The sequence below is a fragment of the Geodermatophilus sp. SYSU D00691 genome (genome assembly GCF_054050275.1).
Genome location: NZ_JBJGYZ010000006.1, coordinates 39,109 through 64,764, shown reverse-complemented (window position 1 = coordinate 64,764; position 25,656 = coordinate 39,109). Strand labels below are relative to the sequence as shown.

The 25,656-nt window shown below is 74.9% G+C and carries 26 protein-coding genes; 10 read left to right on the top strand and 16 right to left on the bottom strand.

Going from position 1 to position 25,656, the window contains the following annotated elements:
- The first annotated feature begins 7 nt into the window (after positions 1-7).
- From ACI797_RS06130 to ACI797_RS06120, 3 genes are all read left to right on the top strand, one after another.
- Positions 8-1,249, top strand: coding sequence for an HRDC domain-containing protein (locus ACI797_RS06130; RefSeq protein WP_456857631.1), 1,242 nt, complete (start codon positions 8-10; stop codon positions 1,247-1,249).
- A 114-nt stretch (positions 1,250-1,363) separates the two neighbouring features.
- Entirely contained in the window at positions 1,364-2,572 is a 1,209-nt protein-coding gene (locus ACI797_RS06125; RefSeq protein WP_456857630.1) for a thiolase family protein, read from the top strand.
- Positions 2,569-4,662 (top strand): 3-hydroxyacyl-CoA dehydrogenase NAD-binding domain-containing protein, encoded by a 2,094-nt coding sequence (locus ACI797_RS06120; protein WP_456857629.1) that lies wholly within the window; start codon positions 2,569-2,571, stop codon positions 4,660-4,662. The genes ACI797_RS06125 and ACI797_RS06120 overlap by 4 nt, the downstream gene beginning before the upstream one ends.
- Positions 4,663-4,743: 81 nt before the next feature.
- Here the strand turns inward: ACI797_RS06120 and ACI797_RS06115 are convergent, their stop codons facing one another.
- From ACI797_RS06115 to ACI797_RS06080, 8 genes are all read right to left on the bottom strand, one after another.
- A complete protein-coding gene (locus ACI797_RS06115; RefSeq protein WP_456857628.1) occupies positions 4,744-6,324 on the bottom strand; it encodes an MFS transporter in 1,581 nt (526 codons plus the stop codon).
- Between the two features lie 67 nt (positions 6,325-6,391).
- Positions 6,392-6,694 (bottom strand): thiamine-binding protein, encoded by a 303-nt coding sequence (locus tag ACI797_RS06110; RefSeq protein WP_456541799.1) that lies wholly within the window; start codon positions 6,692-6,694, stop codon positions 6,392-6,394.
- Positions 6,691-8,622, bottom strand: coding sequence for a 1-deoxy-D-xylulose-5-phosphate synthase (dxs, locus tag ACI797_RS06105; protein ID WP_456857627.1), 1,932 nt, complete (start codon positions 8,620-8,622; stop codon positions 6,691-6,693). The genes ACI797_RS06110 and dxs overlap by 4 nt, the downstream gene beginning before the upstream one ends.
- 94 nt (positions 8,623-8,716) lie before the next feature.
- On the bottom strand, positions 8,717-9,430 hold the full coding sequence (locus ACI797_RS06100; protein WP_456857626.1) for an SGNH/GDSL hydrolase family protein: 714 nt from the start codon (positions 9,428-9,430) through the stop codon (positions 8,717-8,719).
- A gap of 99 nt (positions 9,431-9,529) precedes the next feature.
- A complete protein-coding gene (locus ACI797_RS06095) occupies positions 9,530-9,898 on the bottom strand; it encodes a hypothetical protein (RefSeq protein ID WP_456541802.1) in 369 nt (122 codons plus the stop codon).
- A 48-nt stretch (positions 9,899-9,946) separates the two neighbouring features.
- Positions 9,947-10,174 carry a DUF4177 domain-containing protein gene (locus tag ACI797_RS06090; RefSeq protein ID WP_456857625.1) on the bottom strand — a complete coding sequence of 76 codons (228 nt, stop codon included), beginning with the start codon at positions 10,172-10,174 and terminating at the stop codon, positions 9,947-9,949.
- On the bottom strand, positions 10,171-11,463 hold the full coding sequence (locus tag ACI797_RS06085) for a class I SAM-dependent RNA methyltransferase (protein WP_456857624.1): 1,293 nt from the start codon (positions 11,461-11,463) through the stop codon (positions 10,171-10,173). Before ACI797_RS06085 ends, ACI797_RS06090 begins: the two co-directional genes overlap by 4 nt.
- The gene (locus ACI797_RS06080) at positions 11,456-13,501 is read right to left on the bottom strand and encodes an APC family permease (protein WP_456857622.1); all 2,046 of its coding nucleotides are present in this window, start codon (positions 13,499-13,501) and stop codon (positions 11,456-11,458) included. Before ACI797_RS06080 ends, ACI797_RS06085 begins: the two co-directional genes overlap by 8 nt.
- Positions 13,502-13,658: 157 nt before the next feature.
- Here ACI797_RS06080 and ACI797_RS06075 point away from each other — a divergent pair, with 157 nt between their 5' ends.
- Both ACI797_RS06075 and ACI797_RS06070 read left to right on the top strand, forming a co-directional pair.
- Positions 13,659-14,330, top strand: coding sequence for a potassium channel family protein (locus ACI797_RS06075; protein ID WP_456541806.1), 672 nt, complete (start codon positions 13,659-13,661; stop codon positions 14,328-14,330).
- On the top strand, positions 14,327-15,004 hold the full coding sequence (locus ACI797_RS06070; RefSeq protein ID WP_456541807.1) for a potassium channel family protein: 678 nt from the start codon (positions 14,327-14,329) through the stop codon (positions 15,002-15,004). The genes ACI797_RS06075 and ACI797_RS06070 overlap by 4 nt, the downstream gene beginning before the upstream one ends.
- Here ACI797_RS06070 and ACI797_RS06065 read toward each other — a convergent pair.
- The 7 genes from ACI797_RS06065 to ACI797_RS06035 all read right to left on the bottom strand — a co-directional run bounded on the left by ACI797_RS06065 (position 15,001) and on the right by ACI797_RS06035 (position 19,625).
- Positions 15,001-15,891, bottom strand: coding sequence for a DUF3159 domain-containing protein (locus ACI797_RS06065; protein ID WP_456857621.1), 891 nt, complete (start codon positions 15,889-15,891; stop codon positions 15,001-15,003). The genes ACI797_RS06070 and ACI797_RS06065 overlap by 4 nt on opposite strands.
- A gap of 64 nt (positions 15,892-15,955) precedes the next feature.
- Positions 15,956-16,333 carry an OB-fold nucleic acid binding domain-containing protein gene (locus ACI797_RS06060; protein ID WP_456541809.1) on the bottom strand — a complete coding sequence of 126 codons (378 nt, stop codon included), beginning with the start codon at positions 16,331-16,333 and terminating at the stop codon, positions 15,956-15,958.
- Entirely contained in the window at positions 16,330-17,121 is a 792-nt protein-coding gene (locus tag ACI797_RS06055; RefSeq protein WP_456857620.1) for an alpha/beta hydrolase family protein, read from the bottom strand. The genes ACI797_RS06060 and ACI797_RS06055 overlap by 4 nt, the downstream gene beginning before the upstream one ends.
- Position 17,122: 1 nt before the next feature.
- Positions 17,123-17,857, bottom strand: a complete 735-nt coding sequence (locus tag ACI797_RS06050) for a DUF3710 domain-containing protein (protein ID WP_456857619.1) — start codon at positions 17,855-17,857, stop codon at positions 17,123-17,125.
- A 2-nt stretch (positions 17,858-17,859) separates the two neighbouring features.
- Positions 17,860-18,339, bottom strand: coding sequence for a dUTP diphosphatase (gene dut, locus ACI797_RS06045; protein ID WP_456541812.1), 480 nt, complete (start codon positions 18,337-18,339; stop codon positions 17,860-17,862).
- 82 nt (positions 18,340-18,421) lie between these two features.
- Entirely contained in the window at positions 18,422-19,309 is an 888-nt protein-coding gene (locus ACI797_RS06040; protein ID WP_456857618.1) for a hypothetical protein, read from the bottom strand.
- A 13-nt stretch (positions 19,310-19,322) separates the two neighbouring features.
- Entirely contained in the window at positions 19,323-19,625 is a 303-nt protein-coding gene (locus tag ACI797_RS06035) for a DUF4193 domain-containing protein (RefSeq protein ID WP_456541814.1), read from the bottom strand.
- A 317-nt stretch (positions 19,626-19,942) separates the two neighbouring features.
- Here ACI797_RS06035 and ACI797_RS06030 point away from each other — a divergent pair, with 317 nt between their 5' ends.
- Positions 19,943-20,989: a phosphotransferase family protein gene (locus ACI797_RS06030; protein WP_456857617.1), complete on the top strand. Its 1,047-nt coding sequence runs from the start codon at positions 19,943-19,945 to the stop codon at positions 20,987-20,989.
- Positions 20,990-21,038: 49 nt separating this feature from the next.
- On the top strand, positions 21,039-21,584 hold the full coding sequence (locus ACI797_RS06025; RefSeq protein ID WP_456857616.1) for a LytR C-terminal domain-containing protein: 546 nt from the start codon (positions 21,039-21,041) through the stop codon (positions 21,582-21,584).
- Between the two features lie 12 nt (positions 21,585-21,596).
- Here ACI797_RS06025 and ACI797_RS06020 read toward each other — a convergent pair whose 3' ends face one another.
- Positions 21,597-22,412: an inositol monophosphatase family protein gene (locus tag ACI797_RS06020; RefSeq protein WP_456857614.1), complete on the bottom strand. Its 816-nt coding sequence runs from the start codon at positions 22,410-22,412 to the stop codon at positions 21,597-21,599.
- 68 nt (positions 22,413-22,480) lie between these two features.
- On the opposite strand from ACI797_RS06020, the gene ppgK reads away from it, so the two are divergent.
- The 3 genes from ppgK to ACI797_RS06005 all read left to right on the top strand — a co-directional run bounded on the left by ppgK (position 22,481) and on the right by ACI797_RS06005 (position 25,601).
- Positions 22,481-23,230 (top strand): polyphosphate--glucose phosphotransferase, encoded by a 750-nt coding sequence (gene ppgK / locus ACI797_RS06015; protein WP_456857612.1) that lies wholly within the window; start codon positions 22,481-22,483, stop codon positions 23,228-23,230.
- Positions 23,231-23,478: 248 nt separating this feature from the next.
- The gene (locus ACI797_RS06010; protein ID WP_456857611.1) at positions 23,479-24,816 is read left to right on the top strand and encodes an RNA polymerase sigma factor; all 1,338 of its coding nucleotides are present in this window, start codon (positions 23,479-23,481) and stop codon (positions 24,814-24,816) included.
- Positions 24,817-25,385: 569 nt separating this feature from the next.
- Positions 25,386-25,601, top strand: coding sequence for a DUF7455 domain-containing protein (locus ACI797_RS06005; protein ID WP_448627903.1), 216 nt, complete (start codon positions 25,386-25,388; stop codon positions 25,599-25,601).
- The last annotated feature ends 55 nt before the right edge of the window (positions 25,602-25,656 follow it).

Sequence of the window (25,656 nt, the reverse complement as noted above, 5' to 3'; positions counted from 1 at the left end):
GAGCACCGTGCCGCTGAGAGACGAGGCCACCCCGGCGCCCGAGGAGGACGCGCCGTCCGCCGTTCCGCTGCTCGCCCCGCGGGACGGCCTGCCTCCGGTCATCGAGACGTCGACCCAGCTGGTGGACTACGCCGCGGCGCTGCGCGCCGGCAGCGGCCCGGTCGCCGTGGACGCCGAGCGGGCGTCGGGCTACCGCTACGGCCAGCGCGCCTACCTCGTGCAGCTCCGCCGCGCCGGCTCGGGCACGGGGCTCGTCGACCCCGTCCCCCTGCCGGACCTGTCGGTGGTCCAGGAAGCGATCGCCGGCGAGGAGTGGGTGCTGCACGCGGCCAACCAGGACCTGCCGTGCCTGGCCGAGATCGGGCTGGTGCCCGGGCGCATCTTCGACACCGAGCTGGCGGCCCGGCTGGCCGGCCTGCCCCGCGTCGGGCTCGGCGCCGTCGTGGAGTCGCTGCTCGGGTACTCGCTGCAGAAGGGCCACTCCGCCGCCGACTGGAGCACCCGGCCGCTGCCCGAGGAGTGGCTGGTCTACGCCGCGCTCGACGTCGAGGTGCTGGTCGAGCTGCGGGACGCGCTGGCCGCGCTGCTGGAGGAGCAGGGCAAGACCGAGTGGGCGCGGCAGGAGTTCGACGCGATCCTCGCGTCCGGGCCGCCCGCGCCGAAGCCCGACCCGTGGCGGCGCACCTCCGGCGTGCACGGGCTCCGCAACCGCCGGCAGCTGGGCATGCTGCGCTCGCTGTGGCAGGCCCGCGACGACCTGGCCCGCCGGCGCGACCTCGCCCCCGGCCGGGTGCTGCCCGACGCCGCGATGGTGTCCGCCGTCCAGGCCGACCCGAAGACCGAAGCGGCGCTGCTGGAGCTGCCGGTGTTCCGCGGCCGCGCCAACCGCAAGCTGGTGAGCACGTGGTTCGGCGCGCTCGCCCGCGGCCGCGCGCTGCCCGAGGCGGAGCTGCCGCTGCAGAGCCGGCCGGGCGACGGCCCGCCGCCGGTGAACCGCTGGGCCGACCGCGACGCCGCCGCCGCGGCGCGGCTGCAGCACGCCCGCGCCGGGCTGGCGGAGCTGTCGGAGGAGCACTCCGTGCCGGTGGAGAACCTGCTCTCCCCCGACCTGGTGCGGCGGCTGATGTGGACCCCACCCGAGCCGCGCACCGCCGAGGTGGTCGCCGAGGCGCTGCGGGCCGGCGGTGCCCGCGAGTGGCAGGTCGAGCTGACCCGCGACCTGCTGACCGAGGCCGTCACCGCCGCCTGAGCGCGGGCCGCACCGCCCTTCGGGGTGCCGTGCCTGGCCCCGGCGGTTACCAGCGGGTAACTTGAGCCGCGCCGGTTGCTACCGGCCGGTAATCACCCCCGCTGCGGAGGTCCCATGTCCCGCTCCCTGCGCGAGGTCGTCTTCGTCGACGGCGTCCGCACCCCGTTCGGCAAGGCCGGCCCCAAGGGCCTGTACGCCGAGACGCGCGCCGACGACCTGGTCGTCCGCTGCATCCGCGAGCTGCTGCGCCGCCACCCGGCGCTGCCGGCCGACCGGATCGACGAGGTCGCCATCGCCGCGACCACGCAGATCGGCGACCAGGGCCTGACCATCGGGCGGACGGCGGCGCTGCTCGCCGGGCTGCCGAAGTCGGTGCCCGGCTACGCGATCGACCGGATGTGCGCCGGCGCGATGACCGCCGTGACGACGACGGCCAGCGGCATCGCCTTCGGCGCCTACGACGTCGCCATCGCCGGCGGCGTCGAGCACATGGGCCGCCACCCGATGGGCGAGGGCGTCGACCCCAACCCGCGGATCGTCAGCGAGAAGCTGGTCGACCCCTCGGCGCTGGTCATGGGCTCCACCGCGGAGAACCTGCACGACCGCTTCCCGCACCTGACCAAGGAGCGCGCCGACGCGTTCGCCCTGGCCAGCCAGCAGAAGTACGCCAAGGCCGTCGCCAACGGGCAGATCGGGCCCGAGCTGGTGACCGTGGCGACCCGCTCCGCCGAGAACGGCTGGGGCCTGGCCGCCGTCGACGAGCCGCCGCGACCGGGCACCACCCTCGAGGGCCTGTCGACCCTCAAGACGCCGTTCCGCCCGCACGGGCACGTCACCGCCGGCAACGCGGCGGGCCTCAACGACGGCGCCACCGCCTGCGTGCTCGCCGACGAGGAGACCGCCCGCGAGCTGGGGCTGCCGCTCGGCATGCGGCTGGTCGGCTACGGCTTCGCCGGCGTCGAGCCCGAGGTGATGGGCGTGGGCCCGGTGCCCTCCACCGAGAAGGCGCTGGCGCGCACCGGCCTGTCCATCGGGGACATCGGCCTGTTCGAGCTGAACGAGGCCTTCGCCGTCCAGGTGCTCGCCTTCCTCGACCACTTCGGCATCGCCGACGACGACGAGCGGGTCAACCCGTGGGGCGGGGCGATCGCCGTCGGCCACCCGCTGGCCTCCTCGGGCGTGCGGCTGATGACCCAGCTGTCCCGCCAGTTCGCCGAGCGGCCCGACGTCCGCTACGGCCTGACCGCCATGTGCATCGGGCTCGGCATGGGCGGCACCGTGATCTGGGAGAACCCGAACTGGGAAGGGGCTGCTGCCGCGTGACCGCCGTCTTCGAGAACGAGGTCGTGACGGCCGCGCACGTCCGGTACCTGCGGGTGCCCGGGCTGGCCGGCGAGCTGGCGCTGATCACCCTGGACAACGGCCACGACCACACCCGGCCGTCCACCTTCGGCCCGGGCGGGCTCGCCGCGCTCGACGCCGCGCTGGACCAGGTCGCGGCGCACTCCCCCGCGCCGGTGGCCATCGGCGTCACCGGCAAGCCGTTCATCTTCGCCGTGGGCGCCGACCTCTCCGGCGTCCCGGCGCTCACCTCGGCGGCCGACGCGCGGGAGATCGCCTCGACCGGGCACCGGGTGTTCCGCCGGCTCAAGGACTCGGCCGTCCCGACGTTCGCCTTCGTCAACGGCGCCGCCATGGGCGGTGGCCTGGAGCTGGCGCTGCACTGCCACTACCGCTCCATCGCCTCGACCGCCGTCGTCGCCTTCCCCGAGGTCTTCCTCGGCCTGGTGCCCGGCTGGGGCGGCACGCAGCTGCTGCCGAACCTCATCGGCATCGACCCGGCGGTCACCGTGGTCGTCGAGAACGCGCTGGCACAGAACAAGGTGACGCCCGGCCCGAAGGCGGCGGCGCTCGGCATCGCCGACGTCGTGCTCGAGCCGGCCGACTTCCTCGAGCGGTCGCTGGAGTGGGCGGCCGGCGTGCTGTCCGGCGACGTCGCCGTGGCGCGTCCCGACGTCGACCGCTCGGCCTGGGACGACGCGATCGGCCGCGCGCGGGAGATCGTGCGGGCCCGCACCCGCGACGCCTCCCCGGGCGCGCGGCGCGCCGTGGAGCTGCTCGACCTGGCCCGGTCCGGGGTGGACGGCGAGGCGTTCACCGCCGGGACGTCGGCCGAGGACGACGCCCTGACCGACCTGCTCATGAGCGACGAGCTGCGGGCCGGGCTGTACTCGTTCGACCTGGCCAACAAGCGGGCGAAGCGGCCGGCCGGCGCGCCGGACAAGGGCCTGGCCCGCAAGGTCACGAAGGTGGGCGTGGTCGGCGCCGGGCTGATGGCCTCGCAGCTGGGGCTGCTGTTCGTGCAGCGGCTCGAGGTGCCCGTCGTCCTCACCGACATCGACCAGGCCCGCGTCGACAAGGGCGTGGCCTACGTGCACGGCGAGCTCGACAAGCTGGCCGCCCGCGGCCGGCTGTCGAGCGACCGGCTCAACCGGCTCAAGGGCCTGGTGTCGGGCGCGCTGGACAAGGCCGCCTTCGCCGACGCCGACCTCGTCATCGAGGCGGTGTTCGAGGAGATGTCGGTCAAGCAGCAGGTGTTCGCCGAGGTGGAGGCCGTCGTCTCCGCCGGGTGCGTGCTGGCCACCAACACCTCGGCGCTGTCGGTGACCGAGATGGCCTCGAAGCTGGAGCACCCCGAGCGCGTGGTCGGGCTGCACTTCTTCAACCCGGTCGCCGTCCTGCCGCTGCTGGAGGTCGTGCGCGCCGAGCAGACCGACGACGCCACGCTGGCCACGGCCTTCGCCGTGGGCAGGCAGCTGAAGAAGTCCTGCGTGCTGGTCGCCGACGCCCCGGCGTTCGTGGTCAACCGGCTGCTCACCCGGTTCCTCGGCGAGATCACCGCGGCCGTGGAGCAGGGGACGCCGGTGGCCGTGGCCGACCGGGCGCTGGACCCGCTGGGCCTGCCCATGACGCCGTTCGAGCTGCTCACGCTGGTCGGCCCGCCGGTGGCGCTGCACGTGGCCGAGCGGATGCACGAGGCCTTCCCCGACCGGTTCGCCGTCGGCGAGGGGCTGCGCCGCATGGTCGAGCTGGGCAAGGCGAGCGTCTACTCCGAGCCCGGCGTGGTCGACCCCGACCTGGCCGGCATCGATGCCGGCGACGACCCGCTGACCGAGGACGAGGTGCGGGTGCGGGCCGAGCGGGCGCTGGCCCAGGAGATCCGGCTGATGCTCGACGAGGGCGTCGTGCAGGCGGTGCAGGACATCGACCTGTGCATGCTGCTCGGCGCCGGCTGGCCGTTCTGGCTGGGCGGGATCTCCGCCTACCTGGACCGGACCGGGGTCAGCCAGGCCGTCACCGGCTCGCGCTTCCTCCCCCGCGGGGTCGCCTCGCTGCCGGCCACGATCAACTGAGCTGATCCCAGCGGGTCCTCCCCCGCGGTGCACCGTGGGGGAGGACCCGCTGCCGTGAGGGAGGACGCCGCCCGGGAGCGGTCAGCCGAGGACCGTGTCCCCCGCGGTCGACGCGACCGGGTCGGGCAGCCGGCGCATGCGCAGGGCGTTCCCGACGCCGAGGAGACCGGCCAGGATCGGGATGCCGAGCGCCACCTGCAGCGCGATCGGCCGCACGTCGGCGTTGATGGCCAGGATCTCCTCCTGGACGTCGCTCGGCTGGTCGACCAGCAGTTCCTGCAGGTGGGTGTCGGAGAGCACCTGGGCGTCCTCCTCGAGCGCCGTCGCCACCTGCTGCTGCTCCCCGGGTGCCAGCACGGAGCTCGACTCCGACCGCGCGGTGAACACCAGCGACAGCGCGGCCAGCATGATGGCGCCGGCGAACGCCAGGCCGAAGGAGAGCCCGAAGGAGCCCGCCGCGGAGTTCACGCCGGCGGCCTCGCTCACCCGCTCGTCCGAGATCGGGGAGAGCGTGTAGTTGTTCAGCTGCGAGACGAGCATGCCGAGCCCGCACCCGGCGACCACCAGCGGGATCGTCAGCCACCAGCCGGAGTCGGCTCGGGGCACGACGACGACGAGCGCGGCCAGCCCGATCACGAGCAGGGTGAAGCCCAGCAGGATGACCGAGCTCGGCCGCCCCGTGCCCCGCCGGCCGGCGAGCAGCGCGATCGCGAACATGCTCAGCGAGAGCGGCGCGATGGAGAGGCCGGAGAGCAGCGCGTCGTAGCCGAGCACCATCTGCAGGTAGATGGGGAGCACGATCATCGTGCCGCCGAGGGCGATCTGCTGCAGCAGCTGACCGCTGACCCCTGAACGGAACAGCGGGGAGCGGAAGAGGTCCGGATCGACGAGCGTGGCGCGCCCGCGTCGCTTGCGGTCGCGCAGCCACCACGCGAGGCCGCCGAGCGCGACGACGCCGATGCCGATGAGCAGGCCGACGTACTGTCCGCCCTCCTGCCAGACCAGGATGCCCAGCACGACGCCACCCATGCCGACGACCGAGATGCCCGCCCCCACCCAGTCGACGGTCCGCGGCCCCTCGTACGGCACGTCGTGCACCAACGCGATGCCCGACAGCACGACGGCGATGATCACGGCTTCGAGCAGGAAGCCGACGCGCCAGGACAGGAACGTCGTGATGAAGCCGCCGAGCAGCGGCCCGACCGCGGCCGCGATGGCGGCCGAGGCGCCGACCAGCGCGTAGACGCGCTTCTGGTGCGCGCCCTCGAAGTTGCCGTGCACGAGCGACTGCATGGCCGGCAGCAGCAGGGATGCGCCGATCCCGCCGATGGCCGCCCAGAAGACGATGACCGCGGTGAGGCTCTGGGCCAGCGTCATCGCGACCGCCCCGACGGCGTAGCCGAGCAGGCCGAGCACGTAGGCCCGCTTGCGGCCGATGAGGTCGCCGGTCTTGCCCCCGATGAGGATGAACGCCGCCGACACCAGCGCCTCGAGCGCGATCGCGCCCTGCACGCCGCTCACCGTCGTGCCGAGGTCGTCGACGACGGCGGAGATCGACACGTTCATCAGCGAGGTGTCGACCACCAGGACGAACATCGCCATCGCCAGCAGCAGCGCGAGGCGGCCGTTGAACGGCACCGTGCGGGTCGCATCGGTGTCCATGGCGCACCCAAGCACGACGGGTCCGGCCGGTGGCCCACCCGCCGCGGATGAGAGCCGGGCCCGCCGGTCAGCGGAACTTGGCGGTGAGGCTGTCCATGCTGCGCTGGACGGACGCGATCTTGACGTGCGAGAGGCCGCCGTTGGCGCCGGCGAGCAGCATCGCCTCGTGGGCGGCGCGCAGGGTGTCCCACACGCGGTCGGCCTCGCCCTCGAGCGTCGTGCCGAGCGCGCCGACCTCGTACCGCAGCCCCGAGCCGGCGATCACCTCGATCGCCGCCTCCACGTGGGCGTGCGGGTCGTCCGGGGTGCCCGGCGGGGAGGGGGCGACCTGGATCTCCGCGATCACCCACTCCCCCGTCGGCTCGGTCACTGCTGGCCCTCGACCGACGGCTCGCTCTGGAGGGCGCCGGGCGCGCGCTCGGCCCGCTCGGTGAGCACCGCCGTCCACTCGGCGATGCGGCGGGCGACGTCCTGCTCGGTGAGCCCCGCGTCGGCCAGCACCTGACCGCGGCTGCCGTGCTCGAAGAACTGCTGCGGCAGCCCGAGCGACCGCACCGGGACGTCGATCTGCCGGTCCTGCAGCGCCTGGCTGAGCGTGGTGCCGATGCCGCCGGCCCGGCCGCAGTCCTCGACGGTGACCACCAGGCGGTGCCCGACGGCCAGGTCGACCAGCTTCGACGGCACCGGGATGACCCAGCGCGGGTCGACGACGGTCACCTCGATGCCGTGGTCGGCGGCCCGCTCGGCGGCGGCCAGGCAGGTCGGCGCCATCGAGCCGACGGCCACCAGCAGCACGTCCGGCCGCGCGCCGCGGCGCAGCACGTCGACCGGCCCGCGGCGGTCCAGCGCCGGGATGTCCGGCGGCAGCGACCCCTTGGGGAAGCGCAGGACGGTCGGCCCGTCGGTCACCTCGACGGCCTCGCGCAGCGCCTCGCGCAGGGTGGCCTCGTCGCGCGGGGCGGCCAGCTGCAGCCCCGGGACGACGGACAGGATCGACATGTCCCACATGCCGTTGTGCGAGGCGCCGTCGTCCCCGGTGACCCCGGCGCGGTCCAGGACGACGGTCACCGGCTGCCGGTGCAGCGCGACGTCCATCAGCAGCTGGTCGAACGCCCGGTTGAGGAAGGTCGAGTAGACGGCGACGACCGGGTGCAGCCCGCCCATCGCCAGCCCGGCCGCCGAGGTGAGCGCGTGCTGCTCGGCGATGCCGACGTCGAAGGTCCGCTCGGGGAACCGCTCGGCGAACGGCGCCAGGCCGGTCGGGTGCAGCATCGCCGCGGTGATCGCGACGACGTCGGGCCGCTCGGCGCCGATGCGCACCAGCTCGTCGGCGAAGGCGTCGGTCCACGCCTGGCCGGTCTTGCGGACGCTGGCGCCGCTGTCGGGGTCGAACACGCCGGTGGCGTGCCAGGCGTCGATCTGGTCGGTCTCGGCCGGCGGGTAGCCGAAGCCCTTGGTGGTGACGGCGTGCACGATCACCGGGCGGCCGAACGAGCGGGCGCGGCGCAGCGCCGACTCCATCGTCTCGACGTCGTGGCCGTCGACCGGGCCGAGGTACTTCAGCCCGAGGTCCTCGAACATGCCCTGCGGCGAGAGGACGTCCTTGAGGCCCTTCTTGATCGCGTGCAGGGCGTCGTAGAGGGCCGAGCCGACCACCGGCGCCTTGTGCAGGGCCTGGCGGACCTGCAGCAGGGCCTGCTCGTAGCCCGGCCGCAGCCGCAGGGTGGCCAGCGCGTCGGCGACGCCGCCGATCGTCGGCGAGTAGGAGCGACCGTTGTCGTTGACGACGATGATCACCGGCCGGTCCTGCGCGGCGGCGATGTTGTTCAGCGCCTCCCAGGCCATGCCGCCGGTCAGCGCCCCGTCGCCGACGACGGCGACCACGGGCCGCCGGTCGCCGCGGATGGAGAATGCCTTCGCCAGGCCGTCGGCGTAGGACAGCGCGGTGGAGGCGTGGCTGTTCTCGACCCAGTCGTGCTCGCTCTCGGCACGGGAGGGGTAGCCGGAGAGGCCGCCGCGCTGGCGCAGCCGCTCGAAGCCCTCGACCCGGCCGGTGAGCATCTTGTGCACGTAGGCCTGGTGGCCGGTGTCGAAGACGATCGGCTCGCGCGGGGAGTCGAAGACCCGGTGCAGCGCGATGGTGAGCTCGACCGCGCCGAGGTTGGGGCCGAGGTGCCCCCCCGTCTTCGCGACGCTGGTGACCAGCGCGTCGCGGATCTCCGCCGCCAGCACCGGTAGCTGGTCGGCGGGCAGCGCCCGGAGGTCCTCGGGGCCCCGGAGCGTCGGCAGGAGCGGCACGGCGCGGCTGGTGTCCTCTCTGGTGGCGGCGCGGCCGGGGAGCGGGCCGCCGATCCACTGTAGCCGCGGGCGGGCGACCGCTCAGACCGAGCGCTCACGCCCCCACCAGCCCGCGCACCGACGCGGCGAGCCGGTCGGCGAAGACCTGGTGCCCGAGGTCGCTCGGGTGGATGCTGTCGGCCCACAGCCGCGCGTCGTCGCGGTCGAGCCAGGCCTCGGCCGCGGGGTCGACGAACGCCAGGCCGGCGTCGTCGGCCGCCGCCCGCACCGCGCGGTTGATCCAGTCGATCGTCGCCTCGGGGGTGCCCGGGTTGTCGGCCGCCCCGACGACGAGGACGCGGGTGGCAGGGGCGGCCAGGTCGCGCAGCGCCGCGAGGGTGGTGCGGGCCGCCGGGGCGAGCACCCCGGGCGAGCTGCGCCGCTCGTTGAGGCTGCCCTGGACGACGATCAGCGCGGGGTCGCCCTCGACGGCGAGCTCGAGCCGCTCGGCGAAGACGGCGTCGTACGGCCCCGGGACGCTGTAGCCGCTGCCGCCCGCACCCAGGACGCGCACGTGCCAGCCCAGCTCGGCCGCGGTGCGCACGGCGTAGCCCTGGTCGTCGGTGGCGCCGCGGCCGACCGTCCAGGAGTCGCCGACGAAGACCACCGTAGGGGCGTCGTCCGGGACGGCGGGGCCGCCGTCGAACACCGGCCCGGCCGGGCTCGCCCCGGCGATGCGGGGCAGCAGCACGGCCAGCCCGACGGCGACCGCGAGCACCACGAGGACGGCGACCGCCCTCCCGGTGCGAACGCCGCGCTGACCGGGCACGACCCGGGAAGGTACGACCAGGGAGGGCCCGGTGGGGGCGGTTCGTGCGGGATCGGGACCGTCGTCCTCCTCACCGGTGACTTCCGTCCCACGCGTGCTTCACAACCGGGGGACCCAGCGCTCCCCGCGCAGCGCGCCGGCGACGACCTCCACACCGCGCGCGGCCGCGGACAGGCGGGTGCCCTCGCGCTCGTACGCGGCGACGGCCGCCTCGATCGCGTCGGGGGGCAGGTGGTCGGCGAGCTCGACGCGCACCGTGCGCCAGCCCTCGCGGGCGGCCTCCAGGCCGGCCCGCACGTGGTCGCCGGCGAAGCGGGCGAGCAGCACCGGGTAGCGGCGCAGCACCTCGTGCGCCCGGTAGTCGGGCGGCACGAGGTCGTACAGCCACGACACCGCCGTGCGCTCCCAGTCGGGAGCACCCGGCGGACGGACCTCCTCCGGCCACCCGGGCGGCACGCTCGCGTCCACCCCGCCAGTCTGCCGCATCCGTCGAACGCATGTTCGACGAATGCGAGCTCAGTCCTTCGGCCGCTTCAGCCAGAACTGCTCGAAGCCCCACGTGCCGGCGCCGCTGGAGTGGTAGCTCACCAGCTCCCAGCCCTCGCCGCCGAGCCGGTTGAGCACCGAGCTGATGTCGCCCTCCTGCCGCTCCATCGGCCCGCCGGGGAGCTTGACGCTCACCCCGGCCTTCTGGCTCTCGGCGTCGTTGGCGGTGATGACCGAGGCGTACTCCCAGGAGGTCACCCGAGCACGGTAGCCGCCGCCGGGACCAGCACCGCCACGCACTCCACGTGCGCGGTCATGGGGAAGGCGTCGAACCCGCGGATCCCGGCGAGCCGGTAGCCCGCCCCGGCGAACGCCGCGACGTCGCGGGCGAGCGCGGCGGGGTCGCAGGCGACGTAGACCACGGCCCGCGCGCCGGTGCCGGCCAGCAGCCGGCTCACCGCCGCGCCGGCGCCGGCCCGCGGCGGGTCGAGGACGACGACGTCCGGCGCGCTGCCGAGCTCCGCCAGCAGCCCGGTCAGCCCCTCGGCGTCCACCTCGCCCTGCCAGACCTCGGCCTGCGGCAGGTCGGCGAGGTTGGCGTCGGCCGCGGCGCACGCGGCGGCGTCGGCCTCCACGCACACCACCCGGCCCGTCGGCCCGACCAGCGGCGCGAGGGCGCCGCCGAACAGCCCGGCGCCGGCGTAGAGGTCGAGCACCGTCTCCCCCGGGCCGACGTCGGCGAACGCGGTCACCGCGGCGACCAGCGCGTCGGCGGCGGCCGGGTGCACCTGCCAGAAGCCGGTGCCCTCGACCTCCCAGTTCCGGCCGGCCGCCGTCCGCCCCGCCCGGCCGGCCGGCTCCTCCGGCACGTCCGAGCCGGGCCGCAGGACGCGCGTCGTCTGCGGCTTGCCGCGGCGGTCCAGCCGGGTCGTCGTGACGACGCCCGCGGCGTCGACCGAGACGTCGACCGCACCGGCGCCGGGCCACCGGCGGTCCAGCACGGCGCGCGCGGCCGGCTCGGCGGTGATCGGGCAGTCGTCGAGGCAGACGACGTCGTGCGAGCGGTGCCGCCGCAGCCCGGGGGCGCCGGTGCGGTCGACGGCGAACCGCGCCCGCGACCGCCAGCGCAGCGGCCCGCCGGGGAGCTCCTCGACCACCACGTCGACGTCCTCGAGGGAGGCCAGCCGGGCCAGCTGCTCGCGGACGACGGCGGCCTTGAGCCGCCGCTGCTCGGCCGGGGCGACGTGCTGCCAGTCGCAGCCGCCGCACCGCCCGGGGCCGCTGTACGGGCACGGCCGCTCCACCCGCTCGGGGTGGGCCTCCAGCACGGTGACGGCGTCGGCGCGGCAGTAGCCGGGGTGCCGGTCCTCGGTGACGCGGGCGACCACCCGCTCCCCCGGCAGGGCGTGCCGCACGAACACCACGCGGCCCTCGTGCCGGGCGACGCAGTGCCCGCCGTGGGCGACCGGCCCGACGGTCAGCTCGAGCTCGCGGCCGGCCCACCCGGCCCCGTGGTCGGGCGCCGGGCGGCGGCGTCGCTCAGCCATAAGGCGTGGCCTGGACCTCGTCGTCCGTGATCCCGCGCCGCAGGTCGCCGGGCATGGGCTTCTCGCCGCGGTGCCCGTTGTCCTCGTGGCCGATCGAGCTCTCCAGCTGCCACGGCACCGTGGTGATCATGACGCCGGGGGTGAACTGCAGCCGCGCCCGCAGCCGCAGCGCGCTCTGGTTGTGGAGGACGTTCTCCCACCAGTGCCCGACGACGTACTGCGGCACGAAGACGACGACCAGCTCGCGCGGGCTGTCGCGGCGGATGGCCTTGACGTAGTCGAGCACCGGCCGGGTGATCTCGCGGTACGGCGACTCCAGCACCGTCAGCGGCACCGGGATGTCGTAACGCTCCCACTCCGCCTGCAGCGCCCGGGTCTCGGCGTCGTCGACGTTGACCGTCAGGGCCGTGAGCGCGTCCGGGCGGGTGGCGCGGGCGAAGGCGAGCGCCCGCAGCGTCGGCTTGTGCACCTTGGAGACGAGCACGATCGCGTGCACCTTGCTGGGCAGCAGCCGCGCGTCGGAGTCGGGGACCAGCTGCGCGGCGACGTTCGAGTAGTGCCGGTTGATCGCCTTCATCAGGACGAACAGGACCGGCATGGCCAGCAGCACGAGGTAGGCGCCACGGGTGAACTTGGTGACCACGATGATCAGCAGGACGACGGTGGTGAGCGTGCCGCCGATGAAGTTGATCACCTGCGAGCGGCGCATGCGCGCCCGGGCCGCGGCGTCCTCGGAGAGCCGGATCTCCCGGTTCCAGTGCCGCACCATGCCCCACTGGCCGATCGTGAAGCTGGTGAACACCCCGATGATGTAGAGCTGGATCAGCCGGGTGACGTCGGCGCCGAAGGCGACGATCAGCAGCGCGGCGAAGCCGGCCAGCAGCAGGATGCCGTTGCTGAAGACGAGCTTGTCGCCGCGGGTGTGCAGCTGGCGCGGCAGGAACCGGTCCTGCGCGAGCACCGAGCCCAGCAGCGGGAAGCCGTTGAAGGCGGTGTTCGCGGCGAGGATGAGGATCAGCGCCGTCGCCGCCTGGATGTAGAAGAAGCCGACCGAGGTGTCGCCGCCGAAGGTGGCCGCGGCGAGCTGCGCGATCACGGTGCGCTGCGGATCGGTCTCGCAGTTGCCCGCGAAGCCCTCGAGGTCGCAGGTGAACTCGGTGTACTTCACGTCGCCGAGGAGGGCCATCGCGGTCACCCCGGCGAACATGGTGGCGGCCAGACCGCCCATGATCGCCAGCGTGGTGGCCGCGTTGCGGCTCTTCGGGGGCTTGAACGCCGGGACGCCGTTGGCGATCGCCTCGACGCCGGTGAGCGCGGTGCAGCCGGAGGCGAACGCACGCAGCGCGAAGAACAGCAGCGCCAGCCCGGTCATCTGCGAGAAGCCGGGCTCGGGCGTGATCGTGTAGCCGGCGCTCTCGGCCACCACCGGGTCGTCGGTGAAGAAGTCCCGGAACAGCCCTGTGGCGAGCATCACCATGATGCCGCCGATGAACAGGTAGGTCGGGAGGGCGAACGCCCGGCCCGACTCCCGCACGCCGCGCAGGTTCAGCGCCGCCAGGAGCGCCACCAGCCCGACGGCGATGAGCACGCGGTGCTCGTTCCACGAGGGGAAGGCCGAGATGATGTTGTCGGTGCCGGCCGAGACCGACACGGCCACGGTGAGCACGTAGTCGGTGAGCAGCGCGCTGGCCACCACCAGGCCGGCGAACTGCCCGTGGTTCTTCATCGCGACCTCGTAGTCGCCGCCGCCCGAGGGGTAGGCGCGGACCACCTGGCGGTACGACAGCACGACCGTGACCAGCAGCAGCACCACGGCGATGGCCAGCCACGGGGCGAGGTAGAGGAACGCCGTGCCGGCCAGGGTCAGCACGATCAGGATCTCCTGGGTGGCGTAGGCCACGGAGGAGAGCGGGTCGCTGGCGAAGATCGGCAGCGCGAGGCGCTTGGGCAGCAGCGACTCCCCGACCCGGTCGCTGCGGACGGGGCGGCCGAGGACGAGGCGTTTCGGGAGTTGTCCGAGGTCGGACAGCGATGGCACGGCGGCGATCGTACGAGCGTGTGGCACCCCGTGCCGCCACCCCGGCGCCGCGACCCGCCCGGGAGGGGGAGATCGCCGTCGGCGCGGCCGCTGCCGGTCACCTGGCGGGTGTAGCTTCGCGCCGTCCCGGCTCTCTCGCGTCGACAAGGAGTTCCACGTGCACGTGGTCGTGATGGGCTGCGGGCGTGTCGGCTCCGCGATCGCCCGACGACTGGAGGAGATCGGGCACAGCGTCGCGGTGATCGACCAGGACCCGGAGGCGTTCCGCCGGCTGGGCCCCGACTTCGCCGGGCGCCAGGTCACCGGGCTCGGCTTCGACCGGCAGACGCTGCTCGACGCCGGCATCGACTCCGCCGGCGCCTTCGCCGCGGTGAGCAGCGGCGACAACTCGAACATCATCAGCGCCCGCGTGGCACGCGAGACCTTCGGCGTCCAGCACGTCGTCGCGCGCATCTACGACGAGAAGCGGGCCGAGATCTACGAGCGCATGGGCATCCCGAGCGTGGCCACCGTGCCGTGGACGGCCAGCCGGCTGCTGCGCGAGCTGCTGTCGGTCAAGGTCAGCGAGATGTGGCGCGAGCCCACCGGCCAGGTGCTGCTCGAGCGGGTCACCGTCACCGAGTCCTGGGTGGGCCGCAAGCTCGTCGAGTTCGAGGCGGCCTCGGGAGCCCGCGCGGCCTGGATCGTGCGCTTCGGCGACGCCCAGCTGCCGACGTCGTCCACCGTCCTGCAGGACGGCGACCACCTCGTCGTCGCCGTCACCGACGCGATCGCCCCGCGGGTGCACGCGGTGGTCGAGCACGGCGCAGAGGGGGGCCGGGAGCGATGAGGGTCGCGATCGTGGGCGCCGGCGCCGTCGGCCGGTCCATCGCCGGCGAGCTGCTGGCCAACGGGCACACCGTGATGCTGATCGAGAAGGACGGCCGCAAGGTGCGCACCCGCGCGGTGCCCGGCGCCGAGTGGGTCCAGGCCGACGCCTGCGAGGTCAGCTCGCTGGAGGAGGCGCAGCTGGCGACCTGCGACGTCGTCGTGGCCGCCACCGGCGACGACAAGGCCAACCTGGTCGTGTCGCTGCTGGCCAAGACCGAGTTCGCGGTCAACCGCGTCGTCGCCCGGGTCAAGGACCCGCGCAACGAGTGGCTCTACACCGAGTCGTGGGGCGTCGACGTCGCCGTCTCCACCCCGCGGGTGCTCGCCGCCCTGGTCGAGGAGGCGGTGACCGTCGGCGACGTGGTCCGGCTCATGAGCTTCCGCAAGGGCGCGGCCAACCTGGTCGAGATCACCCTCGCCGAGGACACCCCGTGGGTGGGCAAGCCGCTGCGCGAGGTGCCGCTCCCCCGGGAGACGGTGCTCACCGCGATCCTGCGCGGTGAGCGGGTCATCAACCCCACGCCCGACGAGCCGCTGGAGGCCGGCGACGAGCTGCTGTTCGTCGCGCACGCCGAGGTGGAGGAGCAGCTGCAGGCGGTGCTCGCCCCCGAAGGCGCGGCCGGCGCCCTCTAGGCCGCCGGGGCCTCGCCCTCGCGGCGCCGGGCCGGCGGCTGGTCGGCGGCGGGCTCGTCCTCCGCCGGGCGGCCGCCCGGCTCCTGGTAGCGGTGCCGGTGCAGCCGGGACACCACCCACAGCGTGACCAGCAGCTCGGCCGCGGTGACCGGGATGCCCAGGACCAGCGACGCCGTCCCGAGCAGCTCGACGTCGTTGCGCTGGTAGAGCAGCCCCTGGACGGCGACCCGCAGCAGGAACGTGCCGCCCCACAGCGCGGTCAGCCAGGAGTAGGCCCGCAGCATGCGCGGGTCCTCGCGCCAGTGCTGCTCGGGCTCGGGGTCCTTCGGCCGCTCCCCGGTCTCGGGGTCCCGCGGCGGGCGGTGGTGCAGGGTGGCGCTCACCCGGTCGATCCGGTTGCGCAGCCCCGGCAGCCGGTGCGAGGCCATCGCGCCGAGGTGGCTGGGGGCGAGGAACTCGGCGATGTAGCCGACCAGGGGCCGGCGCACCAGGATCGAGCCGATCAGGACGACGCCGATCCCGGCGTTGCGCACGATCCCCAGCACGAAGAAGTCGCGGGCCTGGCCCGAGGCGGCCGCGATCGCCACCGCGACGGCGACCCCGATCAGCCCGCTGATGCCCTGCTGGAGGCTCTCCCGGCGGACCAGCCGCAGGAGGAAGACGAGGACGGCCGCGCCGAGCGCGGTCCAGATGCCGATCCGCAGGCCGCCGAGGCTGTTGGCGACGATGAACGCGACGGTCGGCAGGGTCGCGTCGACCATGCCGCGCCAGCCACCGAGCTGCTCGAGCACCAGGTGGCGGTCGAAGGCCAGCGGCGAGGACGGCGTGCGGTCGGCGCCCGCCGGCTCGTCGCGGTGCTCGTCGCGTGGCCCGTCCGGTGCGCTCACCGACGCCTCCCGCCCTGTCGCTGCCCCCGGTCCTCCCCCGGCCCCGGTACCCGGCGGCGGGTGGTCAGCCGGCACCCAGCTCGTACCACGGGTTGTAGATGACCCGCTTCCCGTCGAAGGCGGCGAACCGGCCGCGGGCGGTGATCGTCCGGCCCGGCTCGATGCCCGGGATGCGCCGCCGGCCCAGCCAGACGAGCGTCACCGAGCCGGAGCCGTCGAACAGCTCCGCCTCGAGCGTGGGCACCGTCTCGCGCGGGGTGTAGACCACCGACTTCAGCCGCCCGGTCACGGTGACGACCGCGCCCTTGCGGCACATGCTCACCGGCTCGCAGCCGACCTTCGCCGCCTCGGCGCGGAGCGCCTCGGCGTCGATCTGGTGGTCGTCGGCGGTCAGGCGCTCGAGGGTCCTCGAGAACCAGCCGCGCGACTTCGCCTCAGTCACCGCTCCAGCGTAATCCGCTCGAGGCGCCCCGTACGGCGCGCCTCGAGCCAGTCGCGGGCGATCCGCCAGCCCGGCCCGGCCGGGTCGATCAGCGCCATGTGGTCGCCGGGCAGCACGCGGACCTCCACCACGTCGCCCACGGCGGCCGCGGCGCTGGCGTAGGTCTCGCTCTGGCTCACCGGGACGACGTCGTCGTCGAGACCGTGCACGCAGAGCACCGCCGCGCCGGTCGGCAGCAGCCGCGCCGGGTCGGCCTCCGCCCACCGCTCGGGCGCCTCCGCCGGGGCCGCGCCCAACAGGTCGCGGGCCGCGCCCGAGCCGAGCCCCTGCTCGTCGGCCAGGGCGAGGTCGAGCACGCCGGCCTGCAGCACCGCGGCGGTGACCCGCACCCGCGGCCCCGCGCCCGCGGCGCCCGGGTGCAGGTGCGCCCGGCCGGCGGCCCAGGCCGCGAGGTGGCCGCCGGCGGAGTGCCCGACGACGGCGAGCTCGCCGAGGTCGAGCCGGTCGGGGGCCAGGTCGGGCAGCGCGTCGAGCGCGGCGGCGACGTCGGTCAGGGTCGCCGGCCAGCCACCCCCGCCACCGACGCGGCGGTACTCGACCGCGACGGCGGCCCAGCCCGCGGCGGCGAGGTCGGCGGCCAGCGGCCGGGCCAGTTCGACGCCGTACGCGGCCCGCCAGAACCCGCCGTGCAGGACGACGGCGACCGGCGCCGGCCCGTCACCGCCGGGGAGGGTCAGCTCGAGGAACTGGTCGGGTCCCGGCCCGTAGGCGACCGTCCGGGTCGGCACGTCAGGCGTCGGGCGCGGCGTGCCGGGCGGTGGCCTTGCGAGCGGCCTGCACGGCCTGCTGCGCGGCCTGCTGGGCCGCGACCTGCGCGGCGGCCTGCGGCGGCAGGGTCATGGGCAGCTGCTCGCGCACCGGCATCGGGTCGGTCCCGCGGACGACGACGATCTGCCGGAACGCCTCCTCCAGCGGGCCGGCCGCGGCGGGGTCCTCCCCGGCCGGGCCGGCGATCATGCCGCGCAGGAACCAGCGCGGGCCGTCGACGCCGATGAACCGGGCCGGCCGGCGGACCGGCTTGGGCGCCGTGGTCTGCCCCTGCTGCGGCGGCTGCTGGACGAGCACGCTGCCGGCCAGCTCCGGGCCGAACGGCCCGTCGACCTCCTTGAGGGAGGCGCCCTGGCCGGACGCGCCCTTGGCGAGGTCCTCGCGGACGGCGTCCCAGATGCCGGCCGCCCGCGGCGCGGCGAAGGCCGACACCGACAGGGTCGACTCCCCCGACCGCAGGGTGGCGCCGATGACCTTCTGCTGCTGGTTGACGTCGACCCGCAGCTCCATGCCCGCGATGGCGGGCAGCCGCAGCGAGCCGAGGTCGACGCGGTTCACCCCGTCGTCGGGGGCGTCGGCCTCGTCGTAGGGCCCGCTGGTCTCGGCGCGCTCGCGCTCGCGGTGCTGCGGCTCCGGGGGGACGCCGCGCTCGCGGAGGCTGCGGTCGATCCGGTTGCGCCGTCGTCCGAACGGCATGGTCAGTCCTCTCCTGCGGCGAGCCCGTCGTGCCCGCCGGTCGATCCGTGCCCGCCCGCCCCGCGGGAGCTGCCGGGCAGCTCCTCCACGGGGACGAACCGTGCGCGCACCACGGGTTGCACCACCAGCTGGGCGACGCGGTCACCGCGGCGCAGCGTCAGCGGCGTCGTCGGGTCGAGGTTGATGAGGTTCACCTTGATCTCGCCGCGGTACCCCGCGTCGATCGTGCCCGGCGCGTTGACCAGGCTGAGCCCGAGGCGGTGGGCCAGGCCCGAGCGCGGGTGCACGAAGCCGGCGTACCCCTCGGGGATGGCCACGGCCACGCCGGTGCCGACGAGCGCCCGCTGCAGCGGCGCCAGCTCGACGTCCTCGGCGGCGCAGAGGTCGGCGCCCGCGTCGCCGGGCAGCGCGTAGGCCGGTGCCGTCGCGGCCGGGGAGGTGAGCCGGAGCGGGACGTCCACCTCGCGTGCTGGGTCGGCCACCCCGCGACCCTATAAGGACCCCGGTCCTCCTCCCGCCTCGCAGGCTCGGCGCGAGCCTCTGGTCCGGGGCCGTCGCCTCAGGTCACCGGGCGCGGCGCAGGTCTGCGACGACCCGGCGGGCCAGGGTCTCCGTGGCCCGGCGGTTGCTGCGGCCGGCGATCGCCGCACCCACCAGGAAGGGGGCGGCGACGGGCAGACCGCGGGTCAGCCGGCGGCCCATGCGGCGGCTCAGCGACCGCAGCCCGGCGGTGGTGAGGGTCGAGACCAGGCCGGTGCGGCCCGTGCCGTCGACGGCGCGCTGCGCGGACCAGCTGCCGAGGTAGGCGGCCGCCCGCGCCCGGGCGTCGCCGGGGGCGCGGCGGCCGTGCAGTTCGTGGAGCTCGCCGAGCAGCACGACCTCGACGGCGGCGACCAGCACGGTCTCCGCGCCCAGCTCGAGCGGCAGGGCGAGCATCGAGGCGGGGGCGAGCCACTGGGCGGCGGTCAGGCCGCCGGTGGCCGCGCCGACGGCGGCGGTGATCCGGCCGTAGCGGGCGACGAGCGCCTCGCCGATCTCGTCGTCGGTCAGGCCGGGGTAGGCGGCGCGCAGCCGCGCCCCGTCGCGGATCGGCAGCCGGGGCGCCGCGGCGGCCAGCAGGTCGCCCAGGAAGGCCCCGGGCGACCGCTGGCCGTTCTCGCGGTCGTCCGGCGGCGGTGCGGCGCTCGCCGTCCGGTCCCGCCAGGCGCCGGCGGCTCCCGCCAGGGCGCCGAGGACGTCGCGCAGCCCGGCCGCCGCCGAGGGGCCGGAGCCGGACGCCGGGGCGTCGGGTGCCGCGGTGCCGAGCAGGCCGCCGACCGCGTCGGCCACCGCCCGTGCGGCGCGGCCCAGCGGGCCGCCGTCCTCGGGCTCGGGCGGCGGGACCGCCGCGCGCACCGGGCGCGGCGGGGGGACGTCCCTCGCCGCGCCGGTGCGTGGACCGTGCTCGGTCATGGCTGCCGTCCGCTCAGGCCGCGCAGTCCCGGCAGTACATCTGGTCGCCCTTGGTGGCGGCGAGGCGGCTGCGGTGCTGCACGAGGAAGCAGCGGGAGCAGGTGAATTCGTCCTCCTGCTTGGGCAGCACGCGGACGGTGAGCTCCTCGTTCGACAGGTCCGCGCCGGGGAGCTCGAGGTTCTCGTTGAAGTCGGTCTCGTCGACGTCGACCGATGCGGACTGCGCCTCGGCGCGCCGGGCCTTGAGCTCCTCGAGCGAGTCCTCGCCGAGCTCGTCGGCCTCGCTGCGCCGTGGGGCGTCGTAGTCGGTGGCCATGGGGTGTGCCCCTCCTCCGGGGTTGCTCGCGGGCGTCGTGCCCGCAGTGCGTCTGACGGCGGCGAGGTGCGCCGCCGTCCGGTCCGGCCGCCTGTGGGCGACCGGAGGTCTGGTGCCGGGACCCCGCGAACGGGGCCCCGACGGGGTCGAGCTCCGGCTCCGCGTCGTTCCCTTCGGCCGCCGGGGCGCCTCCGGTTGCGGAACCGGCAGCCCCCCAACGCCAGGAGGCCCCCGTTTGTGCCCGGCGCGGGTGCGCCCACACCTCGGTCCGGAAAGGGCCTGGCGGGGCGCGGAGCGCCAGAGGTTACCCTGCCGCCGTGTCGACTCCCGTGGGTGCTGATCCAGCCGTCGTCGGGCCGTACCTGGCCTCCGTGCTCGGGGACGAGAAGTGGCGCTCGGTGTCCGTCGACCTCATCGCGGCGGGCATGTCGAACCTCACGTACACGGTCACGCCCGAGGGCGGTTCGCCCGACGACGCGGTGATCCTGCGGCGGCCCCCGACCGGCGCGGTGCTGGCCACGGCGCACGACATGGGGCGGGAGTACACGGTCATCACCGCGCTCGGCCCGACCGCGGTCCCCGTCCCGCGGACGCTGCACCTCTGCCAGGACACCGCCGTCCTCGGCGCCCCCTTCTACGTGATGGAGCGGGTCGCGGGCGTGCACGTGGTGAACGAGATCCCGCCCGGCTACGCCGACGAGCCCGATCAGCGGCGGGCCATCGGCGAGGGGCTCGTCGACGTCCTCGCCGACCTGCACACCGTCGACTACGTCGAGGCCGGGCTGGCCGAGTTCGGCCGGCCCGAGGGCTTCATGGGCCGGCAGGTGCGCCGCTGGACCAAGCAGTGGGACGCCACCCGCGACCGCGACCGGCCCGGTCTCGACGCCCTCGCCGCGAAGCTGGCCGAGACCGTGCCCGGCACCCAGCGGCACGCGGTCGTCCACGGCGACTACCGGCTCGACAACTGCCTGCTCGACCCCGAGCGCCCGGGCGGCATCCGCGCCGTCCTGGACTGGGAGATGTCGACGCTCGGCGACCCGCTGGCCGACCTCGCGATGCTGCTCGTCTACTGGCCGCAGGCCGGGGAGAACCTGCCGGCGACCCAGGCGGCGGTCACCGCGCTGCCCGGCTTCCCCACCCGGGTCGAGGTCGCGCAGCGCTACGCCGAGCGCACCGGCCTCGACCTGACCGACCTCCACTGGTACGTCGGGTTCGCCTACTTCAAGTTCGCCGCGATCGTGGCCGGCATCGTCGCCCGCTCGGCCGCCGGGGCGATGGCGGGCAAGGACACGTCCGGCTACGCGGAGCGCATCGATCCCTGCGTCGAGCTAGGACGCGCCGCACTGGACCGAGGTGCCATCTAGGGCCCGCGTGTCGTCCTAGACTCCCGCCGGATTCCAGCGAGGAGGGCACGTGACGAGCGTGGGTGAGCGGACCGACCGGCCACCGGTGCGGGCCCGGAGCGGACGGCGTCCCATCCCGCCGCTGATCTTCCTGCTGGTGCTCGCCCTGGCGGCGCTCGGCGTGTGGTGGAACGTGCTGCGCACTGAGGAGACCCGCCAGGCGGAGCAGGAGGCGGCCTGCACGACCGCCCAGGAGGCGGCGCCGTCGATGGACCCGACGACGATCAACCTGCGTGTCCTCAACGCCACCGACCAGCAGGGCCTGGCCGGCACGGTGGCCTCGCAGCTGCAGGCCCTCGGGTTCGTGGTCGACGAGATCTCCAACGACAGCAGCGGCCGCGAGGTGACCGGCGCCGGCGAGATCCGGCACGGCCCGCGCGGCGCCGACGCCGCCCGCTTCATGACCGTCTACCTCAGCGGCGCGACCACCTACGAGGACACCCGCGCCACGGCCGTGGTCGACGTCGTCATCGGGCCCGACTTCGCCGGCCTGGCCAGCCCCGAGCAGGTGGCCGCCGCCCTGTCGGCCGGCGCCAGCGCCCAGGCCGCCTGCTGAGCCCCGCGCGGCTCAGGCCGCGTGGAGGCGGGCCAACAGGGCGACGAACTCGTCGGCGACGGCGGGAGCGACCGCGATGCCCAGCGGGTCGGCGAACGCCCGGCCCGGCAGGCCGGTGACCACGGCGCCGGCCTCGGCGGCCACCAGGGCGCCCGCGGCGTAGTCCCACGGGTTGAGGTGCTGCTCGAAGTAGGCGTCGACCCGGCCGGCGGCGACGGCGCACAGGTCCAGCGCGGCCGACCCGTACCGGCGGATGTCGCGGACCTGCGGCAGCAGCTCGGCCACGACCGCGCCCTGCCGGCGGCGCTGCTCGGCCCGGTAGCCGAAGCCGGTGGCGACCAGGGTCCGCTCCAGCGACTCCGGCGCGCCCACCCGCAGCGGCACCCGCCCGGCGTCCGGCGCCGCCAGGTGGGCCCCGCCGCCAAGGGTGGCGGTGAACAGCTCGCCGGTGGCCGCGTTGAGCACCGCGCCGGCCCGCACCCGCCCGTCGACCTCCGCGGCGATGGAGACGGCGTAGGCGGGCAGCCCGTAGACGAAGTTCGTCGTCCCGTCGATCGGGTCGACGATCCAGCGCACCCCGCTGGTGCCGGCCCGGTCGCTGCCCTCCTCCCCCAGCAGCCCGTCGTCCGGGCGGGCGTCCAGCAGCCGGCCGAGGATCAGCTCCTCGCTGGCCTTGTCGACGGCGGTGACCATGTCCACCGGGCTGGACTTCACGTCCACCGACGCCGAGGCGCCCGCGCGGCCGCGGGCGACCAGGGCCGCCGCCTCCCGGGCGGTGGCGACGGCGAGGTCGAGCAGGTCGTGGTCGGCCGGGCGCGGGGAGGTCACGGGGCGATCCTGCCCGAGCGGGGGACGGCGGTAGGCCGGGTGTCGGGCTGATCACTACGCTGACGCCCGTGGCGCACGGCTTCGGAGTGGACATCGGCGGCAGCGGCATCAAGGGCTGCCCGGTCGACCTGCACAAGGGCGAGCTGATCGGCCAGCGGGTGCGCATCGAGACCCCGCAGCCGTCGCTTCCCGAGCCGGTCTACGACGTCGTCGGCCAGATCGTCGCCTCGTTCGACTGGACGCACCGCATCGGCGTCACCTTCCCCGGCGTGCTCAAGCACGGCGTCGTGCACACCGCGGCCAACGTCGACAAGAGCTGGCTCGGCACGAACCTCGCCGAGGGCCTGCGCGCGCGCATCCCCAGCGACCACGTGGAGACGCTCAACGACGCCGACGCGGCCGGGGTGGCCGAGATCCGCTACGGGGCCGGCCGCGACCGCAAGGGCGTCGTCCTCATGCTCACCTTCGGCACGGGGATCGGCAGCTCCCTGTTCGTCGACGGCGTCCTGGTGCCCAACACCGAGTTCGGCCACATCCAGGTCGACGGCGAGGACGGCGAGCGGCGCGCCTCGGCCGCGGCCAAGGACCGCGAGGAGCTCAGCTACCCCGAGTGGGCGAAGCGGGTCGACCGGTACCTCGACGTCCTCGAGGCGAGCGTGTGGCCCGACCTGATCATCGTCGGCGGCGGGGTCAGCAAGAAGGCGCACAAGTGGGTGCCGCTGCTGTCCACGCGCACCGAGGTGGTCGCCGCCGAGCTGCAGAACGACGCCGGCATCGTCGGCGCGGCGCTCGCCGCGCACGAGCACATCGGTCGCTAGGCGCGCCCGCCCGCCTCGTCGGAGCGAGGGAACCCCGGCCGGAACGGTGGAATAGCCGTTGGCGGTCGTTACAATGGGAGAGCCCCACCCCGTCGTCCACCAGCCGGGAGGGATCCCCCGCTCGACCGCCGGTCAAACGCCGTACCGGTCTGCGCGGGTCCGTCCGGCGGCCGAGCGGCGGTCGGGGCCGCTGCCCGGGAACCAGTCGGTGTCCCGGGGAACGACCCAGCACGGGAAGGAACCCCTGAGTGCCCGCCGACAAGCCAGCACCGGAAGCAGCCGCCGGGAGCACCCCCTCCCGCTCCAGGACGGTCGCCGCCGGTATCCGGGCCCCTCGGGCCACCGCTGCGGTCGCCCCGGAGAAGGCCGCCGCCAAGAAGAAGGCTCCCGCGAAGACCGCGGGCGGGCGTGCCAAGCCGGCCATCACCCCCTCCCCCGCCGCCGAGGGGGCCGTGCTGACCGCCGTCGCCGACGGCGAGCCCCCCGCTGAGGGTCTGGCCCTGGACGAGGCCGTCGTCGCCGGCACCGACGGCGTCGCCGAGGGCCCGGCCGAGGGCGAGGTCGCCGCGGCCGCCGAGGAGGAGGCCGAGTCCAGCGACTTCGAGTGGGACGACGAGGAGGAGTCCGAGGCGCTGCGGCAGGCCCGCAAGGACGCCGAGCTCACCGCGTCGGCCGACTCGGTCCGCGCCTACCTCAAGCAGATCGGCAAGGTCGCGCTGCTCAACGCGGAGGAGGAGGTCGACCTCGCCAAGCGGATCGAGGCCGGCCTCTACGCCGCCGAGCGGCTGCGCCAGGTCGAGGAGGAGGGCCAGAAGCTCTCCCCGCAGCTGCGCCGCGACCTCAACTGGATCGTCCGGGACGGCGAGCGGGCCAAGAACCACCTGCTCGAGGCCAACCTCCGCCTGGTGGTCTCCCTCGCCAAGCGCTACACCGGCCGCGGCATGGCGTTCCTGGACCTCATCCAGGAGGGCAACCTCGGCCTGATCCGCGCCGTCGAGAAGTTCGACTACACCAAGGGCTACAAGTTCTCCACGTACGCCACCTGGTGGATCCGGCAGGCGATCACCCGCGCCATGGCCGACCAGGCCCGCACCATCCGCATCCCGGTGCACATGGTCGAGGTCATCAACAAGCTCGGCCGCATCCAGCGCGAGCTGCTCCAGGACCTGGGCCGCGAGCCCACCCCGGAGGAGCTGGCCAAGGAGATGGACATCACCCCGGACAAGGTGCTGGAGATCCAGCAGTACGCCCGGGAGCCGATCAGCCTCGACCAGACCATCGGTGACGAGGGCGACAGCCAGCTCGGCGACTTCATCGAGGACTCCGAGGCCGTCGTCGCGGTCGACGCGGTGAGCTTCACGCTGATGCAGGACCAGCTGACCAGCGTGCTGCAGACCCTCTCCGAGCGGGAGGCCGGCGTCGTCCGGCTGCGGTTCGGCCTCACCGACGGCCAGCCGCGCACCCTCGACGAGATCGGCCAGGTCTACGGCGTCACGCGCGAGCGGATCCGCCAGATCGAGTCGAAGACGATGTCGAAGCTGCGCCACCCGAGCCGCTCGCAGGTCCTCCGGGACTACCTGGACTGACCGAGGACCCCGCGTCCCCCCGTTCCTCGCAGGCTCGGACGGGACCCTGACGCGGGGCCGCTCCAGCACGTCACGACGAGGGCCCCGTCCGCCACCGGCGGACGGGGCCCTCGTCGTCTGTGAGCCCGGTCACGCGGGCGCGGGTGCGCCGGGGGTGGTCGCGGGGCCGGGTCGGACGCGGCGCCGCCGTCACCTGCGGCATCGCGCCGGCGCCGTCCCGATCTCGACTCGGTCACGATCTCACCCGTCCGCGCTATGGCGGCGGTGTACGCCGCTCGGCCCCGGGTAAGCCGCGTACCGTGGGCCTCGTCAGACAAGCAGAGGACCCACCCACCGGCCGCCGGCCGGTGCGCACCACCCAGCCCGACAGCACCACCAGCGCGACCGAGTAACGCACCGCACCAGTGACGTCCCCTGCTGGCTCGTTCCCTCTCGTCCCACCGGTTCCCGCCCCCGGCGAGTCCCGGTCGGAATGGACGGGGAGCGGGAATGGGAGGGGCCATCCTGGCGCTGTGCAGGAGGCCGATCCGCAGCCGCGGGTCCGTGCGGTAGAGAGCGAGTGATCCCAGATGACCCAGACGCTGACGACGACCCCGCCCACCGACGACCTGGTCGTGCCGTTCCACTGTGACCGTTGTGGCGCCCTGGCCAAGGTGCGCGTCGTGCTCGCCAGCGGTAGTGACCTCGTCTTCTGCGGTCACCACGCCCGTGAGTACGAGAGCAAGTTGCGTGACATCGCGGTCGACATCATCGAGACTGACGGTGAGCAGCGCATCACAACGTGAGAGAGGCGCTATCTTGGCGCCGCAATGAAGCTCTCTCCCGACGATGCCGCCGCGT